A 13187-nucleotide genomic window follows, 5' to 3' on the forward strand; every position below is an offset into this window, starting at 1 on the left:
AGCGACCGATGTAACGGTCAACCTTAGCGACCTGAATGAAACGATATCCGCTGGTTCAGGAATTACCGTTAACCAGTCGGGAGAAGACTTCGAGGTGGTCAACACCGCTCCCGATCAGACGGTCAGTCTTGCCGATGGCGGCAACGGCAATGTCACGATAGGAGGTACTTATCCAAATTTTACGATAGATGTTCCAAATGCGACTGTTGATACTGATGATCAAAACGCTACAGAAGTTCCGATTTTTCCAACAGAAGACACAAATACGGATACAGTTATAGATGAAAACGACAATGTAACATTAGATCTTGATGGAGATTTAGGAGTAGATCCAGATGGTTCCGGACCTTTAGAAGCACCAGGTTTAGATGATACAGTACAAGAAGCTTTAGAAGCAATAGCTCCGATTACATCGAAGGCGGCGAGGATTTTTTATCCGCCATCTATATCAATAGATGTGTCTGCATATTCAGGTACTAATATTACTGGAGAAACTAAAGATTTATATCAGGAATACATAAATCAATATGCACCAACTGCTCCACCTTTTACGGATACCTTTGTTGGAAGTACAGGTGCTCCTTCAGCAATCCCAACATATGATAAGACCGAGCTTTATTATTATGTCACTTTTTATGATGATAGCGTTTTTGACAATGTTAGTATTGATGCTGACGGTGTAATGACCTATGATATTGTGGGTACACCAGCAGATTACAATTCGCTTATAAATGTAGTTTTTGTAGTAAAATAATTGCTAACACGACCCAAATCAATTTGAAACCCACAAAAACATATAAGTTTCTATTCCTAAGTCTTGTATTTACATTACTTGGAATCACGGTATCCAATGCGCAGTTTTTACTAAGGGCACCAGAAAGTGGTGATGAAAGTAATTACCGTTGGTTCGAGGCTTCTGATACGGCAACAGTTTTAGGTACTGATTCTTTTTATGAGGCTACTCAACCTGGTGTCTATTTTGCGACCTATGATGGTACTTTATGTGGCTCCAACGCAACGGGTTATTTTATCTTGACAAACTGTAATTCACCTGATAATCAAGTAACGCTTGACATTACAGCAAACGTACAAGGTAGCGCAACAGTTAGTTGGAATGATGCATCTTTAAGTGGTACGCAACCAACTGTAACAGCCACTACTAGCTTTGTAAGGTATCAAGCAACAATTACCAAAGCAGGTAACACTATTGCGTTACCAAGATTTACTGTCGCTTGCCTAAGCCAAGCAGCTACTTTAGTTGATGATTCAATCACTGTAAATGAAGATGAATCTATTATTTTACCAATTTTTGATAATGATTCAGATTTACCAACTACTGGCACTTTAACTACAACAAACCCTTTAAATGGAACAGTATCCATAAATGACAATGGTACTCCAAATGACCCATCTGATGATATAGTGACGTATACACCAAATGCAGATTATAATGGACCAGACTCATTTGATTATACGGTATGTGATTCTACTGGAGCATGTAGCACGGCAACGGTAACTATTGATGTATCACCAATTGTTGATGCCTTCGATGATTCGGTATCAACAGAAGCAGATACTCCAATAGATATTGATATTTTGGTAAATGATAATGACCTACCTAATCTTGGAACACTGACGACAACTAATCCTTTTAATGGAACTGTTGTTATCAATGATGGTGGTACTCCAAATGACCCATCTGACGATTTTGTAACGTATACCCCAGATGCTGGTTTTGAAGGCGTAGACACTTTTGACTATACGATCTGTGATAATTCAGGGAATTGTGATACAGCAACCGTGACCGTCATTGTAACGCCAATGGCGACAACTGAATTGGACAGTGATAATGATGGTATTGCGGATAGTTTTGAGGACTTAAACCTAGATGGAGATGATGACCCAACAACAAATGCGACAGATACTGATGGAGATGGAATTCCAGATTACTTAGATATAGACAGTGATGATGACGGAATACCAGACAATATTGAAGCACAGACCACAGAAGGATATATTCCCCCAAGTGGAGTTGATGCAAACGATAACGGTATTGATGATGCTTATGAGAATAATGGGAACTTAGGTCTAATACCTGTTGATACAGAAGGTGATGGTATTCCTGATTATGTAGATGATGATAGTGATGATGATGGAGTTCCAGATAGCACAGAAGCTCATGATTTTAATCAAGATGGAATTCCGGATGTAGTATGGTTAGGTTCCGATAAAGACAATGACGGATTGGATGATGGGTATGAGGGAGACACTTCCATTGATATTGATGTAAATGATGAAATAGATGACCCAAATACTGATTTACCAGACACAGATCAAGATGGAATTCCAGATTATAGGGATACAGATGATGATGATGATGGTATTGTTACCACTGATGAAGATTTAGACTTGGATGGAGATTTTTCAAATGACGATTCGGATCAAGATGGGGTACCTAATTATTTGGACCCTGACCTAGGCGAAGAAGATGAAGATGAAGTTGAAGTATTTAATGTGATAACTCCAAACGGAGATGGTATCCATGATGTTTTAAGAATTAGAAATATTGAAGATTATCCAAACAATACAGTGAAAATTTATAACAGATGGGGTGTTTTAGTCTTTGTTACTAAAGCATATAACTCCAATGGTAATGTCTTTGATGGAACTTCACAGGGTAGGGTGACCGTAAATCAAGATAATAAACTACCAGTGGGAACTTATTTCTATGTTATAGATTATGAAAATCAAGCTGGTATAGCTAAACAACTCTCAGGTTACATTTATATAAATAGATAAAAGCGAATCCAGTGATGTTGAAAATAAATAGTAGCGGAATTGAAAAATGGGTGTTGAGCATAGCATTATTGTTCTCGGTACTTTCATTTGCTCAACAAGATGCACAGTATACACAATATATGTATAATACTGTGAGCATTAACCCTGCTTATGCTGGATCAAGAGGACATATGAGTTTAGCTGGGCTGTATAGAGCACAATGGGTAGGTCTCGAAGGTGCTCCAGAAACGCAAACCTTTAATATCCATACGCCAATTGGTTATAAAGGTTTAGGTGTGGGACTTTCTTTTGTGAATGATGTTATTGGACCTACTTCTGAAACCTATCTGGATTTAGATGTTTCCTATACCATAGATTTGGATTATGACAAAAAACTGAGTTTTGGACTTAAACCAAGTATTAACCTATTGGACGTACAATTTTCAGAATTGAATCAAGATTTAGGTCAAGGGACCGATCCTACTTTACAGCAAAATATTGATAATCGCTTTACACCCAATGTGGGTGCTGGCGTATACTATCATACAGATAGGTTTTACGCAGGATTATCAGTGCCCAGGATTTTAGAAACTACACATTTTGAAGAATCCTCTCTTTCCACCGCAAAAGAACAGATGAATTTCTATTTAATTACTGGTTATGTTTTTGAGCTAAACCCATTCTTAAAATTTAAACCAGCAGTTCTATCCAAAATAGTCCAGGGAGCTCCTTTGCAACTGGATATTTCTGCAAATTTTATGCTTGACGAGAAATTCATTGGAGGTGTAGCGTATCGTTGGGACGCTGCTTTTAGTGCAATGTTTGGCTTTAAAGTTTCAGAAGAATTCTTGATTGGGTTAGCATATGACCGCGAGATTACAGATTTAGGGGCTACTTCATTTAATGATGGTTCTTTTGAGATTATCATTCGGTACGACTTTATTCGTGCCATAGGTAACCTAAAATCCCCTCGATTCTTTTAATTGATATTTAGGTCTTCACAAAATTTTATATTCAGCGCTACATAATGAGTCAACTAAAGGCTTTATTTTTGCCTAATGGTTGAAGAGAAAGTTATATTGGTCAATAAAGACGATGAACCAATTGGATTAATGCCTAAAATGGAAGCTCACGAAAAAGCCGTACTTCATAGGGCATTTTCGGTCTTTGTTATGAATAGCAAAGGAGAAACCATGTTACAGCAAAGAGCTGCTGATAAGTACCACTCCCCACTTTTATGGACCAATACATGTTGTAGTCATCAAAGAGATGGCGAAACAAATATTGATGCAGGCAAGCGAAGGCTACAGGAGGAGATGGGCTTTGAAGTAGAGTTAGAAGAGTTGTTTTCATTCATCTACAAAGCACCTTTTGATAATGGTTTAACAGAACATGAACTAGATCATGTTATGATGGGTTATTACGAAGGTGAGCCAATAATAAATAGGGGTGAAGTTGAAGATTGGAAATGGATGACTCCAGAAGCGATAAAACTCGATATTTCCAGTAATCCAGATACTTACACGGCATGGTTTAAAATTATTTTCGATAAGTTCTATGACTTCATCTCTAAAAGTGATAGCAAATGAGGATAAAAGTTAGTAGAAAAGCCCATTTTAATGCAGCCCATAGATTATTTAGACCAGATTGGAGTTTTGAAAAAAATGAAGCTGTTTTTGGTAAGTGCAACAATCCTAAGTTTCATGGACACAACTATGATTTAATAGTTAGTGTTACTGGTGAAATTGATGTGGATACTGGTTATGTTATAGATATGAAAATTTTAAAGGACCTTATCAAAGAACATGTGGAAGAAGCTTTTGACCATAAAAATCTTAATCTAGATGTTGAAGATTTTAAGAATCTTAACCCAACGGCTGAAAACATTGCAGTTACCATATGGAATAAGCTAAGACCGCATATAAAAAGGTCTAACGATTTGGAGGTAGTACTTTATGAAACTCCTCGCAATTTTGTAACCTATTCAGGATAAAACTTTAATATGGAATTATATCCATTAAAATTTACACCTATTCTTAAAGAGCGTCTGTGGGGCGGAACAAAACTCAAGGATGTTTTAAATAAACCGATAGAAAGCAAAATTACAGGTGAGAGTTGGGAATTATCTGGGGTAAAAGGTGATGTTTCTATAGTTGCCAATGGTAATTTAAAAGGGACTTCCTTAAATAAATTAATAAATAGTTGTTCTGAAGATCTTCTTGGCAAAAGCGTTGTTGAACGATTTGGAAAAGAATTTCCCATTCTAATTAAGTTTATAGATGCTAAGAAAGATTTGTCAATTCAATTGCATCCAAATGATGAGTTAGCTAAGAAAAGACACAACTCTTTTGGTAAAACGGAGATGTGGTATATCATGGATGCTAATCCAGGCGCAAACCTGATTGTAGGATTTAACAAGGATGTCACCAAGGAAGAATATCAAGATAGCTTAAAAAAAGATAAGCTATTGGATTTATTGAATTATGAAAAGGTAAAAGAAGGGGATACCTTTTTTATAAATACCGGAAAAATACATGCTATTGGAGCCGGAGTATTATTGGCGGAGATTCAACAAACCTCCGACGTAACGTATCGTGTTTTTGATTTTAATCGAAAGGATAAAAATGGAAACCTTCGTGAATTACACACAGAACTTGCCATAGATGCCATTGACTATTCTCACAAAGATGATTTTAAAGTATCTTACGACTTGTTTGAGAATACCGTTAATCCAATGGTGAACTGTCCTTATTTTAAAACTAATATCATCGATTTGGATAAGGATTTGGACCAGGATATTTCCAGAAGAGATTCATTCTCGATTTATATGTGTGTTTCAGGAAGTGCAATTATAAAAAATGAATTTGGTGAAGCTCCAATCCAAAAAGGAGAAACCGCATTGGTGTCTGCATCAAGTAATCTTATAAAAATTGAGACTGAAAGTGTTAGGTTTTTGGAAGTAACAATTTAACCTTATTTTTGATTAAAACGGATTTTATGGCAAGTGTTCGAGATTTAAAGAAAGATATCAATTTTGTACTTGGAGATATTATAGAGGCAGTTTATCAATGGGAAGTATCTACTGAAAATAAAAACTCAGAAAAAGGATCTAAATTAATCGATAGTGCAATCGCAGCCTTTGATGAGTTAATGGATAAGGTTCATGCTAAAGATGTGGAAAATACCAAAGCTCATTATAAATCTATACGAGTTAATTTAGAAAAAAAAGCCACTGGATTAATTGAAAAACTTAATAAACTTCAGGGTTAAACCCTTTATTCTAGTTTGTCTAAATAGGCTTTTAAAGCTTTACCGTATTTAGAGTTTGCTACCTCTTCACTCAAAGCCTTATTTATGGAATCTAAATACTTTGGATTTGCATCTGGAGCTTCTATAAGTGTTACGTAAGGTGTTACGTATGATTTAGGATTCGTCAAACCAAAATTTAATATATATTGATATCTTCTCAAGATGTTTTTATCAATAAGCAGTTTAATAGAATCTAATTTCTGCTCGGTAATCATATTACTGTCCTCTGGTTCTGATAAAATCATTTTTGTTAATTCAAACTCGCGTGTATTAAACTTAGATAGCATAGCTTGAAATTCAGCATACTTTTCATGACTTTTAGAGCCATAGATTTCAGAATTAGTATCAAAAGTGTTCCAAGAGGTATTTATGATTATCTCTCCAGGTTCACCAAAAAAAGTAATTCTATCATTCAAGTCATTATTGTCTGCTTTATCCAAGTGTAGGTAAAATAGTTCGGGACTGTCAATTTCATAAGAAAATGAAAATGAACCATTTCCTCGGATGGATGCAGAATCAATATTAATTAATGAAGAGTCTTTTGCCTTTTGAAAGAAGAGAGTTCCTTTTTTTAGACCATCAATAGAACCAGAAACTGTCATGGTATTTTCTGTTTTCCTATCACATGAAAATAAAATAGTTGTTATTAGAAATATTAGTATGGTATTTTTCATCTTCAAAATTTAGAAGGGCAAATATCGCTAAAGCTTTTGTTTTTTTAAAGATTTGCGGCAACTTCCATCAACAGTGCACAAAAATAGGCGCCACCAGTTCCTACTACATAGCCGAATACTGCCAAAAGAATACCGACTGAGGTCAATGAAGGATGAAACTCTGCAGCAACCACAGGCGCAGAAGCTGCTCCGCCTACATTAGCTTGACTACCTACTGCTAAAAAGAAAAATGGTGCTTTTATCAATTTTGCCACAAGAATTAATAATGCAGCGTGGATTGTAATCCAAATGAGGCCTATAGCTATCAAGCCTGGATTTTCAAAAACAGCACTTAAGTCCATTTTCATCCCAATGGTAGCAACAAGGATGTAAATAAAAACCCCACCAATCTTACTCGCACCCGCCCCTTCGTAATTTTTGGCTTTTGTAAAGGAGAGCCCTATTCCAATTGCTGTAGCAAAAACAACCATCCATAAAAATTTGGAACCTAGCGATGATAAGACTTTTTCTTTATTTCGAATCACTTCAAAAGTGTTTTCTAAAAACTCTGCAAAATGATGCCCTAACAAATGGGCAAGGCCAACACCTGCAAACGCATAAAAGCTTAGCATTATAAAATCATGAAGCGATGTAACTCTAGCAATTTTAGCAGTATGCTCTGAAACCTTAGTTTTAAGGGCTTCAATAGAAGATGTATCCGCTTTTAACCATTTGTCAATTTTTTTGGTTTTTCCAACACCAAGTAATATAATTGCCATCCAAAGGTTAGCAACAACAATATCAACCAATACCATTCCCCCATATTTTTCTTGATTAAATTCAAAAACCTCTAGCATGGCCGCTTGATTTGCCCCGCCGCCAATCCAACTACCAGCAATTGTTGCCAAACCTCGCCAAACGGCATCAAAACCAGCCCCTCCAACAGTTTCGGGCGAAAAGATTGAAACAATTAAAATAGCTATTGGACCACCAATGATTATTCCTAAAGTACCTGTCAAAAACATAATCAATGCCTTTGAGCCTAGATTAAGTATGGCTTTTAAATCAATACTCAGAGTCATTAAAATTAGAGCAGCTGGTAGTAAATAACGACTAGCTATATAATAGGTTTGCGAACTTTTTTCATCAATTATGCCTGTACTTGCTAATATAGAAGGCAACAAATAGCACATTAAAACAGTAGGAACAATTGTATAGAACTTTTTCCAAAAACCAGTTTTAATTGAAGAGGTGTAAAAAACAAAGCCTAAACAGAGTGCAAGAAGACCAAAGATAACAGTATCTTCTGTAAATGGTAGTTGATTCATTTAGTATATAGGTATGTTTTCAAATATAGCAAAATATAGCTGCTATATATTAAGCCAATAAGTCAACTTTAAGTTGATAGATCTAAATCTTGGTTCAAAGACATTTACTGCATAATTGTCATTATAAACAATAAATAAATCTGAGAGCGGTGAAAATCGCCATTGTAATCTGGAGTTTATACCTAGATTATCCCTTTGATTGCTGTATTGTATAAGTGTTGACCAAAATACTGACTTGCTAAAAGTTAACCTTACCCTAGGACTCACTAACCACAAATCTGCGCTAGGGAAAGGATTTGGCAGTGTAATCTTATCGTATCGCACATCTAAACTAATCAGCGCCTTTGGTTGCAAGCGTAAAGTTGCCTGACCGTTAATAGAAAATCGTTCTCCATTAAAAAATGTTCCTACTGTAGTTTCTGCTTCGAAAGCAAAAATTTTGGCTCTATTGGATTGGTACCCGAAAGAAGCTGTATTGAAGTGATAACCTCGATTTCCAGGTAGTTCAACAGCTCCCTCTGTGCTTGTGGGATCAAAAGAATCATTTAGAAAGATGAAATCATTTGAAAAACCAGCTCTGTATTCCGATAGGTTTTTCATGTTCATGCGATAAAAAAGCGCTAATGTCTGATCTGTTTTTTTAAAATCTAGTCCAGGTCTCCAAATAAATTGCGGAAAAAACTCTATGGTATGATTGTTAATCGGACCTTTTTTTGGCCAAAAAGTTCTGTTGATGGAACTCACTGTTTTTACAATATCTTTTCTACGAATAAAGCCTAGGTCAGAGGTAAAATCCTCATCAACATAAACAGCATCAGCAAAAACAGTCCAATATCTTGAATTCCTACCTAAATTGGCGCCAAAAGAGTAATTTCCTTCTTTATCATCTGGTTGAAAGGATTTGTGGGCATAAAATTTACCGTTCCAGGTATTATCTGCACTTGCTAAATTATAATCAATACCCACAACACGATTATAGCGTTCTTCTGGTGATATAAAGTCAGCATCTGAGAAGGTTTGTCTATTAATAAAAAACGCACTGATGTTAGATCTGGAAAAGACTTTTTGTTGCAGTGCCAACATCATATTGTTATTGGACGCAATTTCTCTATCCTCATCTTCCCCAGTCTGAATATTTAAAAAGCCTAACCTTAGATTTTCATTGAGTTTTCCACTTAGCCTAATGCCACCAATGATACTATTTTCCACCGAGTTACCATCGCTGTCAGTAGCGATACCTATTCTTCTAGAGAAAAAAGGATTAGCATCACGGCCACCCCCAAAATTTCCAAAAAGATCGTTATTGTCAACAAAAAATTGTCTTCTTTCCGGCAGTGATACTTCAAAACGTGTGAGATTGGTAAAAATATTATCCACTTCAACATTAGAGAAATCCGGATTGATTGTAACATCCAAATTCATCGCATTACCAATAGAAATTTTTGCATCACCACCAATAGCCAGCTTTGTTTCTGTAATATTAGTTTCAAAATCTTTATCCGCTAAGGCATTAATGTAGGGGATAAGTGTGATAGGTGTTCTGGATTTTCCCAAAGGTTTTTCAAAAACCATATCCCCCATAAAAGCCAAACTGAAAATAGATTGGTTTTGGGGTATGGGATGCCATACACTATTTTCATTATTTTGTTGATCGAATCTGTAACTTTGAAAACGCCATTTGGTTTCTCCTTCAGTAAACTTAAAAGAGGTCAACGGAATTGCCATTTCCGCAGTATAATAGCCTTTATGTCGCTTTGCATCCCCTTTCCATTTTACGTCCCAAGAGGTTGTAAAACCACCAAGATCTCCACCCCCACCAGTAATCAGTGCTTCTCGTCTAACTCCAAAAGGGTTTATGCCAAAAAGGAATGCATTATTACCGTCATTAAAAGTATCGAACAATAGACTTATATTATCATTGCCACCAGCTCTAAAATCACGCTGTAATGATGGAATAACCCAATTGTCTCCTTTACCATAGATTTTTAGTCCAACAAATAAAGTTTTGTCATTTGTAAACATACGTATTTCCGTTTGGTACTCGGCTTTGATGCTATCAGATGGAAAATACTGTTGAAAAGCACCTACCAATTCTGTTTTCTCCCAAACGGCTTCATCCAATTGACCGTCTGGCACAATTGTAGTATTGAAGTGTTTTACTATGAATGTGGGAGTGGAATTTTGAGAAAAAATTGGAAAGACAAAAAATACAAGTGCAAGTGCACTTAAGAACTTGGTCATTTTTGTTTGAATTAGTCCTGCCAAAAATACAGCTTGATTAAGTTAAAAAAATGTAAAATACCCTACTCTTTTTTAGTCTTTCTTTTTTGGTTCTCTTTTGGCATCCCGTAGGCTTTTCATCAGCATCCATTCTATCTGCCCATTGGTGCTTCTAAACTCATCAGAGCCCCATTTTTCTATTGCCTTAAGCATTTCCTCATTTAATCGCAAAGCGAAGGCCTTTTTCTTACTCATTTAAAGTATTTTCCAACCGTTCATTGTTGTTTGTTAGACCCATTTTCCAGCTAATTACTTTATACTCTTTCATTTTTAAAATATCTGTTGATTACTAATTGCGCCTCTTTAGGTTTTTGTGTGCCAATAAGTATCTTTTTTCCTTCCTTTAATTTAATTTAATTTGAATGCCCATCCTCCCTTTTACGTTATAAGCCATATCCTTACTCTTTGGAACTGGTTTTATACCCCAACCTCCATATTCTAAAATAGGTTGATATTTTCTTGTGTAACATTCAGAAATTTCTTTCCAAGCAATTATTTTTTTATTTCTATGAAATGGGGTGAATTGATATTGGATTCCGTTTTCGTCAATCGTTGTACTAAGCCTTAAAAAAAGCATAAACCCCACAATTAACAATAACATTAAAATAATAACTGCCTGTCCTAAGTAGTCAGAAGTGCCAACCTTATCCACACTACCGCCAACAATATACCATTCGTACATAAAATACAATAACAACCCAATAACACTAAAGTTTAACAGCAGTACCCACCATTGATTAAACCACTGCTTTTCTTCAAAAACCCTCATTCTTAGTGATTTAAAGTTCCAGTATTTACAATAGGGGAAGCATCTTTATCTGAGCATAGTACGACCATTAGATTACTGACCATGGCCGCTTTACGTTCTTCATCCAAATCAACAATATTCTTTTCGTTAAGTTCTTCAAGAGCCATTTCTACCATACTGACGGCACCTTCAACAATTTTATGCCTTGCAGCAACTATAGCTGTCGCTTGTTGCCTTTTAAGCATGGCATTTGCAATTTCTTGGGCATAAGCAAGATAACCAATTCTAGCCTCTAATACTTCAATCCCAGCCATGCCCAATCTTTCTTGAACTTCTTTTTCTAGAGCTTCACTTACCTCATTTACACTTGAACGTAGCGTGATGTCCTCTTCAATACCTTCATCTGCAAAATTGTCATAAGGATACATACTTGCCAACTTGCGAACAGCTGCATCTGTTTGTACACGGACAAAGTTCTTATAATCATCAACCTCAAAAGCCGCCTTGTAAGTATTTGTAACCCGCCATACAAGGATGGTACTTATCATTACAGGGTTTCCCAACTTATCATTGACCTTAAGCCGCTCACTATCAAAATTACTTGCTCTTAAAGATATTTTCTTTTTTGAATAAAGTGGATTTACCCAATAAAGCCCGTTCTTTTTTATAGTACCTACATATTTTCCAAAAAGTAAAAGCACCCTAGAGCTATTAGGGTTTACTAGGACAAGTCCAAAAGCGAGAATAAACCCAAAAAACACAGAAATACCAAACAAAGGAGATCCAGTACTAACAATTGCAGCTATTCCCCCAAAGAATAATAGCAAAAAAACAAAAAGCATGAAGTAACCATTAAGGGGGGTTACAATTTTTTCATCTGTCATAGTTAATAAATTTAAAATGATATTATATTAATATCATAAATATATAATATTAAATTCATATCTACAAATAGATTATTTTTAAGTTTAAAAAGTAATTTTTCTTTAACACTAGCTTAGTTAATTAATTCTATTTTTGGCAAAAATTTATTTTATGCGTCACTTTCTAGTATTGTTCTTTTTAGTTCCAACACTTTCTTTTGCTAATATTTGGGGGCGTACTGGACATCGTGTAACAGGACATATTGCCGAAAAGCACCTTACCAAAAAAGCAAGAAAAGCAATTAACGAACTATTAGATGGTAATAGTTTGGCTTTTGCATCTACTTATGCCGATGAGATTAAATCTGATGATAATTTTTCTAGATATACTCCTTGGCATTATGTAAATTATCCACTTACTAAAACTTATCAAGAATCTGAGAAAAGTGAGTTTGGTGATATTGTAAGGGCAATTGACGATTGTATTAAAATATTGAAAGACGAGAATAATAGTCGTAAAGACAAAATATTCTATTTAAAGCTCTTGATTCACTTTATGGGAGACCTTCATCAGCCAATGCATGCTGGTAGAGCAGCTGATAGAGGAGGGAATGATATTCAAGTCCAATGGTTTGGGCAGGGTTCTAATTTGCATAGAGTTTGGGATACCGATATGATTGAGTCTTATGGGATGAGTTATTATGAATTGGGAGACGAGCTTGATAGAGCAACTAATAAAAAAGAACGAAAAGCAATGCAAGAAGGTACTGTTTTGGATTGGTTGGCAGAATCACATGATTATACAAGGGATATTTATAGCTCTGTTGATGTGGGAGAGAAATTAGGCTATTCTTATTCCTATAGATACAATCCAATTTTATTTGAACGATTAAAAAAAGGCGGTTTTCGTTTGGCAAAAGTTTTGAACGAAATATTTTCTTAAATATTTATCGTTTAGAAATTTTATTTCCAGTAATGTTTCTTTGTCGCGAGCATTTAAACCTATTCACGTCATCAGTGCGAAGTTTTGCATGTTTAGTGCTTCTACCTTGAACCCGTTTGCGCCACATTCTAAAACTACTAGGTTTCATCTCGCGTCGCATAATCTCAATAGTTTCCTGTTCAGAGATTCCAAATTGAAAAGTAATGGCATCAAAAGGAGTACGATCTTCCCAAGCCATTTCTACAATTCGGTCCAATTCAATATCGTTAAATTCTTTTTTCATAG

General features: G+C 35.6%; 15 protein-coding genes. 8 read left to right on the forward strand and 7 right to left on the reverse strand.

Annotated features, from left to right (window positions below; genetic code table 11):
• The 7 genes from AACP56_RS14820 to AACP56_RS14850 all read left to right on the forward strand — a co-directional run.
• On the forward strand, positions 1-754 hold a 754-nt coding region (locus AACP56_RS14820), incomplete at its 5' end, for a hypothetical protein (RefSeq protein ID WP_339337693.1).
• Between the two features lie 23 nt (positions 755-777).
• A complete protein-coding gene (locus AACP56_RS14825; protein WP_339337694.1) occupies positions 778-2799 on the forward strand; it encodes an Ig-like domain-containing protein in 2022 nt (673 codons plus the stop codon).
• Positions 2800-2813: 14 nt separating this feature from the next.
• The gene (locus AACP56_RS14830; protein ID WP_339337695.1) at positions 2814-3761 is read left to right on the forward strand and encodes a PorP/SprF family type IX secretion system membrane protein; all 948 of its coding nucleotides are present in this window, start codon (positions 2814-2816) and stop codon (positions 3759-3761) included.
• A 75-nt stretch (positions 3762-3836) separates the two neighbouring features.
• Positions 3837-4367, forward strand: a complete 531-nt coding sequence (gene idi, locus AACP56_RS14835) for an isopentenyl-diphosphate Delta-isomerase (protein WP_339337696.1) — start codon at positions 3837-3839, stop codon at positions 4365-4367.
• Positions 4364-4771: a 6-pyruvoyl trahydropterin synthase family protein gene (locus AACP56_RS14840; RefSeq protein WP_339337697.1), complete on the forward strand. Its 408-nt coding sequence runs from the start codon at positions 4364-4366 to the stop codon at positions 4769-4771. Before idi ends, AACP56_RS14840 begins: the two co-directional genes overlap by 4 nt.
• Positions 4772-4780: 9 nt before the next feature.
• Entirely contained in the window at positions 4781-5749 is a 969-nt protein-coding gene (locus tag AACP56_RS14845; protein WP_339337698.1) for a type I phosphomannose isomerase catalytic subunit, read from the forward strand.
• Between the two features lie 26 nt (positions 5750-5775).
• Positions 5776-6048 carry a hypothetical protein gene (locus AACP56_RS14850; RefSeq protein ID WP_339337699.1) on the forward strand — a complete coding sequence of 91 codons (273 nt, stop codon included), beginning with the start codon at positions 5776-5778 and terminating at the stop codon, positions 6046-6048.
• Positions 6049-6053: 5 nt separating this feature from the next.
• Here the strand turns inward: AACP56_RS14850 and AACP56_RS14855 are convergent, their stop codons facing one another.
• The 6 genes from AACP56_RS14855 to AACP56_RS14880 form a co-directional block, all read right to left on the reverse strand.
• Entirely contained in the window at positions 6054-6761 is a 708-nt protein-coding gene (locus AACP56_RS14855) for a DUF4369 domain-containing protein (RefSeq protein WP_339337700.1), read from the reverse strand.
• Positions 6762-6805: 44 nt separating this feature from the next.
• Positions 6806-8068 (reverse strand): DUF819 family protein, encoded by a 1263-nt coding sequence (locus AACP56_RS14860; RefSeq protein WP_339337701.1) that lies wholly within the window; start codon positions 8066-8068, stop codon positions 6806-6808.
• Positions 8069-8110: 42 nt separating this feature from the next.
• The gene (locus tag AACP56_RS14865; RefSeq protein WP_339337702.1) at positions 8111-10309 is read right to left on the reverse strand and encodes a DUF5916 domain-containing protein; all 2199 of its coding nucleotides are present in this window, start codon (positions 10307-10309) and stop codon (positions 8111-8113) included.
• A gap of 72 nt (positions 10310-10381) precedes the next feature.
• The gene (locus tag AACP56_RS14870; RefSeq protein WP_339337703.1) at positions 10382-10543 is read right to left on the reverse strand and encodes an Arc family DNA binding domain-containing protein; all 162 of its coding nucleotides are present in this window, start codon (positions 10541-10543) and stop codon (positions 10382-10384) included.
• A gap of 148 nt (positions 10544-10691) precedes the next feature.
• Positions 10692-11117: a hypothetical protein gene (locus AACP56_RS14875; protein WP_339337704.1), complete on the reverse strand. Its 426-nt coding sequence runs from the start codon at positions 11115-11117 to the stop codon at positions 10692-10694.
• A 2-nt stretch (positions 11118-11119) separates the two neighbouring features.
• Positions 11120-11980: an SPFH domain-containing protein gene (locus tag AACP56_RS14880; protein WP_339337705.1), complete on the reverse strand. Its 861-nt coding sequence runs from the start codon at positions 11978-11980 to the stop codon at positions 11120-11122.
• 151 nt (positions 11981-12131) lie between these two features.
• On the opposite strand from AACP56_RS14880, the gene AACP56_RS14885 reads away from it, so the two are divergent.
• Positions 12132-12902, forward strand: coding sequence for a S1/P1 nuclease (locus AACP56_RS14885; RefSeq protein WP_339337706.1), 771 nt, complete (start codon positions 12132-12134; stop codon positions 12900-12902).
• Positions 12903-12906: 4 nt separating this feature from the next.
• Here AACP56_RS14885 and AACP56_RS14890 read toward each other — a convergent pair whose 3' ends face one another.
• Complete coding sequence (locus AACP56_RS14890) at positions 12907-13185, reverse strand: TIGR03643 family protein (RefSeq protein WP_339337707.1); 279 nt, start codon at positions 13183-13185, stop codon at positions 12907-12909.
• Positions 13186-13187 lie beyond the last annotated feature (2 nt).

The sequence above is a fragment of the Croceitalea sp. MTPC6 genome (assembly GCF_036985525.1).
GTDB lineage: Bacteria > Bacteroidota > Bacteroidia > Flavobacteriales > Flavobacteriaceae > Croceitalea.

Coding starts and splice junctions, on each gene's coding strand:
- AACP56_RS14830 (WP_339337695.1), top strand. CDS start 2,814: ATGTTGAAAATAAATAGTAGCGGAATTGAAAAATGGGTGTTGAGCATA.
- idi (WP_339337696.1), top strand. CDS start 3,837: ATGGTTGAAGAGAAAGTTATATTGGTCAATAAAGACGATGAACCAATT.
- AACP56_RS14840 (WP_339337697.1), top strand. CDS start 4,364: ATGAGGATAAAAGTTAGTAGAAAAGCCCATTTTAATGCAGCCCATAGA.
- AACP56_RS14845 (WP_339337698.1), top strand. CDS start 4,781: ATGGAATTATATCCATTAAAATTTACACCTATTCTTAAAGAGCGTCTG.
- AACP56_RS14850 (WP_339337699.1), top strand. CDS start 5,776: ATGGCAAGTGTTCGAGATTTAAAGAAAGATATCAATTTTGTACTTGGA.
- AACP56_RS14855 (WP_339337700.1), bottom strand. CDS start 6,761: ATGAAAAATACCATACTAATATTTCTAATAACAACTATTTTATTTTCA.
- AACP56_RS14860 (WP_339337701.1), bottom strand. CDS start 8,068: ATGAATCAACTACCATTTACAGAAGATACTGTTATCTTTGGTCTTCTT.
- AACP56_RS14865 (WP_339337702.1), bottom strand. CDS start 10,309: ATGACCAAGTTCTTAAGTGCACTTGCACTTGTATTTTTTGTCTTTCCA.
- AACP56_RS14870 (WP_339337703.1), bottom strand. CDS start 10,543: ATGAGTAAGAAAAAGGCCTTCGCTTTGCGATTAAATGAGGAAATGCTT.
- AACP56_RS14875 (WP_339337704.1), bottom strand. CDS start 11,117: ATGAGGGTTTTTGAAGAAAAGCAGTGGTTTAATCAATGGTGGGTACTG.
- AACP56_RS14880 (WP_339337705.1), bottom strand. CDS start 11,980: ATGACAGATGAAAAAATTGTAACCCCCCTTAATGGTTACTTCATGCTT.
- AACP56_RS14885 (WP_339337706.1), top strand. CDS start 12,132: ATGCGTCACTTTCTAGTATTGTTCTTTTTAGTTCCAACACTTTCTTTT.
- AACP56_RS14890 (WP_339337707.1), bottom strand. CDS start 13,185: ATGAAAAAAGAATTTAACGATATTGAATTGGACCGAATTGTAGAAATG.